At 69.3% G+C, this 3,559-nt stretch carries 4 protein-coding genes and 1 pseudogene; 3 read left to right on the top strand and 2 right to left on the bottom strand.

Annotated features, from left to right (window positions below; all coding sequences use genetic code 11):
• On the bottom strand, positions 1-1,168 hold a 1,168-nt coding region (locus JWP28_RS15010; protein ID WP_299544111.1), incomplete at its 3' end, for a CoA transferase.
• 146 nt (positions 1,169-1,314) lie between these two features.
• On the opposite strand from JWP28_RS15010, the gene JWP28_RS15005 reads away from it, so the two are divergent.
• From JWP28_RS15005 to JWP28_RS14995, 3 genes are read left to right on the top strand one after another with little or no spacing between them, the layout of a single operon-like run.
• Complete coding sequence (locus tag JWP28_RS15005) at positions 1,315-1,995, top strand: fumarylacetoacetate hydrolase family protein (protein ID WP_299544110.1); 681 nt, start codon at positions 1,315-1,317, stop codon at positions 1,993-1,995.
• Positions 1,995-2,639: a maleylacetoacetate isomerase gene (maiA, locus tag JWP28_RS15000; protein WP_299544108.1), complete on the top strand. Its 645-nt coding sequence runs from the start codon at positions 1,995-1,997 to the stop codon at positions 2,637-2,639. Before JWP28_RS15005 ends, maiA begins: the two co-directional genes overlap by 1 nt.
• Before the next feature lie 15 nt (positions 2,640-2,654).
• The gene (locus JWP28_RS14995) at positions 2,655-3,275 is read left to right on the top strand and encodes a carbonic anhydrase (protein WP_299544107.1); all 621 of its coding nucleotides are present in this window, start codon (positions 2,655-2,657) and stop codon (positions 3,273-3,275) included.
• Between the two features lie 174 nt (positions 3,276-3,449).
• Here JWP28_RS14995 and JWP28_RS14990 read toward each other — a convergent pair.
• Positions 3,450-3,559 (bottom strand): annotated as a pseudogene (locus tag JWP28_RS14990) (IS5/IS1182 family transposase); the annotation flags it as partial.

Genomic DNA, 3,559 nt, shown 5'->3' with positions numbered 1-3,559 from the left:
GGTCGTCCGAACAGCTCGCGCGGGCCTTCAGCACCTCGTCCGTATGCGCCCCCAGCGCCGGCCCCGGCCAGCGCACGGCGCCCGGCGTGCGCGAGAGCTTGGGGAAGGCGTTCTGCATGCGGATCGGGCCGAACACCGGGTGCTCGGTGGTGACGATGGCCTCGCGGGCCTGGAACTGGGGATCCTCCAGCATGTCCGGGGCGCGGAACACGCGGCTGGCCGGCACGCCCCTGGATTCCAGCAGGGCGATCAGGTCCGGCAGGGCGAAGCCCGCGGTCCACTCCGCGATGATGGCGTCGAGCTCGCGCTGGTTGGCGCCGCGGCTGGCATGGTCAACGAACCTCGGGTCGGTCTTCAGGTCCGGCCGGCCCATGGCCTCGGTGAGGCGAGCGTAGACCGTGTCGCCGTTGCCGCCGATCAGGATCAGCTCTCCGCCGGCGCAGGGATAGGCGTTGGACGGCGCGATGCCGGGCAGGACGGAGCCCGACCGCTCGCGCACGTAGCCGGTCAGGTCGTATTCGGTGACCAGGTTCTCCATCACAGCCAGCACGCTCTCGTAGAGCGCCGCGTCGATCACCTGGCCCCGCCCGGTGCGCCCGCGCTCGTGCAGGGCCATGGTGATCCCCATCACCGCGTGCATCGCCGCCAGGCTGTCGCCGATCGAGATGCCGGCCCGCGCCGGGGCCCGGTCCGGCTCGCCGGTGACATAGCGCAGGCCGCCCATCGCCTCGCCGATCAGGCCGTAGCCGGCGCGCTCGGCGTAGGGGCCGGTCTGGCCGAAGCCGGAGACCCGGGCCATCACCAGCTTGGGATTGTCGGCGGAGAGCGCCTCGTAGGAGAGGCCCCACTTCTCCATGGCGCCCGGCCGGAAGTTCTCGATCACCACGTCGGCCTGGGCGATCAGCGCCTTGGCGATCTGCTGGCCTTCGGGCGTCCGCAGGTCGAGGCCGACCGATTTCTTGTTGCGCCCGATCACCGGCCACCAGGGCGAGAGGCCCTTGGGCAGGCTGCGCCCCCACTGGCGCATGGGATCGCCCACCTTGGGATCCTCGAGCTTGATCACCTCGGCCCCGAAGTCCCCGAGGATCTGGCCGGCGAAAGGCCCGGCGATCAGCGTCCCCATCTCGATCACCACCAGGTCGGCGAGGGGTCCTTGAGGCGTGGTCATGCGGTCTCCGGCGATACTGCGACGGGACAAGGCAGAGCCGCCGCAGGGCGCGGTTGTCAATCTCCTCTCGCCGGCGCAGCCTGGCTTCGCGGGGGAGAGGTGGCTCAGGGTGGACGCCCAGCCGCGCGCGGCGTAAGGCGCAGCCCATGAGCCAATATCTCTTCGATCCGCCCGCCGTGACCACAGTCCCCGTCGAGGGCCAGGCGGCGGTCTTCCCCGTGCGCCGCATCCTCTGCGTGGGGCGCAACTACGCCGCCCACCGGCGCGAGATGGGCGGCGACGACCGCGACCCGCCGTTCTTCTTCGCCAAGCCCGCCGACGCCATCGTCCCGCCAGGCGAGAACGTGGCCTATCCGCCCCGGACGTCGAACCTGCATCACGAGATCGAGCTGGTGGTGGCGCTGAAGGCCGGCGGGGCGGATGTGCCGGTCGATCGCGCGCTGGACCTGGTGTTCGGCTATGCGGTCGGCGTCGACATGACCCGGCGCGACCTGCAGAACGCGGCCAAGGACAAGGGCCAGCCCTGGGAGGCCGCGAAGGGCTTCGACGCCTCGGCGCCGATCTCCGCCATCAAGCCGTGGACGGGCCCGGCGCCGCAGGGCCGCATCCGGCTCTCGGTGAACGGCGAGACCCGGCAGGACGCGACGGTCGCCGACATGATCTGGGCCACCGCCGAGATCATCTCCGAGGCCTCCAAGCTCTGGACCTTGGCTCCCGGCGACCTGATCTACACCGGCACGCCCGAGGGCGTGGGCCCCCTGGTCCGCGGCGACCGCGTCGAGGGCGAGGTCGAAGGCGTGGGCAAGCTCGCCTTCAAGGTAGTCTAGTGAAACCGACCCTCTATTCCGCCTGGCGGGCCACGGCGCCTTACAGGGTGCGCATCGGGCTGGCGCTCAAGGAGATCGCCTACGACTACGTCCCGATCAACCTGATCAAGGGCGAGCAGCGGGAGGCAGCCTACAAGGCGGTCAATCCGCAGGGCCTGACGCCGGCCCTCGACCTCGGCGACGGCGACGTGCTCACCCAGAGCCTGGCGATCCTGGAGTGGCTGGAAGAGACCCATCCGCAGCCCGCCATCCTGCCCGCGGCGCCGCTGGACCGGCAGCGCGTCCGCGCCATGGCGCTGGTCATCGCCTGCGACATCCATCCGCTGAACAACACCCGCGTCGGCCGCGCGCTCGACAAACTTGGCGTCAGCAAGGACGACAACCTCGCCTGGGTGCATCGCTGGATCACCGACGGCTTCGACACGCTCGAGCCCATGGTGACGCGATACGGCCAGGGGTTCGCGTTCGGGGACACGCCGACGATCGCCGACTGCTGCCTGATCCCCCAGGTCTACTCGGCCAACCGCTTCGAGGTCGATCTCGGTCCGTATCCGGCGATCCGAGCCGTGGCCGAGCGGGCGGCCGAGCACCCGGCCTTCCAGGCCGCGCACCCGACCAAGCAGCCCGACGCGGTCCCGGTTTAGGAAGGCTTGGCTGACATGCTCGACGACCTGAAGGCCAACAACCGCGCCTGGGCCCAGCGGATGGTCACCGCCGATCCCGGCTTCTTCAAGCGGCTCGAGGGCCAGCAGGCGCCGGAATACCTGTGGATCGGCTGCTCCGACAGCCGGGTGCCGGCCAACGAGATCGTCGACCTCGATCCGGGCGAGCTGTTCGTGCACCGCAACGTCGCCAACCTCGCCCCGCCGCAGGACGCCAACTACCTGAGCGTGCTGCAGTTCGCCATCGACGTGATCAAGGTGAAGCACGTGATGGTGGTCGGCCACTACGGCTGCGGCGGGATCGCGGCCGCCGTGGACGGCAAGCGGCGCGGCCTGGTCGACCACTGGCTGCACCCGATCCGCGAGGTCTGCCACGACCACCGCCACGAGCTCGACGCCATCCCCGACGAGCGCGCTCGCCTCGACCGCCTCTGCGAGCTCAACGTGATCCGCCAGGTGCGGAACGTCGCCTCGGACGTCTTCGTGCAGGACGCCTGGGCGCGCGGCCAACAGGTCTGCGTCCACGGCTGGGTCTATTCGCTGTCCACCGGCCTGGTGAACGACCTGGACGTCACAGTCGGCGGCTTGGACGACCTGGCCAAGCTGGACGGCTGCTAGTGTCCCGATTCCGAAGTTCGCAAGCGCTTGCGGCTGGCTTTGGCGAACTTCGGAATCGATGAGGACACTAGCAAGTATATGTTTCTAGTGTGCTTTTTGGATTTGAAGTTCGCTCGGCGCGTGGCCCGTGAAGACGGCGAACTTCAAATCCAGCACACTAGGGCGAATCGACATTCAGCGCAGCCATAGGACGGCGGCGGCGAGGTGGATGAAGGCCAGGTAGTGGACAGCCCGCCTGTCATATCGCGTGGCGAAGCGGCGGAAGTGCTTGAGCTTGTTGAAGC

This window comes from Phenylobacterium sp., from assembly GCF_028290885.1.
In the GTDB taxonomy this organism is placed as follows: Bacteria; Pseudomonadota; Alphaproteobacteria; order Caulobacterales; family Caulobacteraceae; genus Phenylobacterium.
Note: the sequence above shows the minus strand (reverse complement) of the source record. Positions and strands in the feature narration are given on the sequence as shown.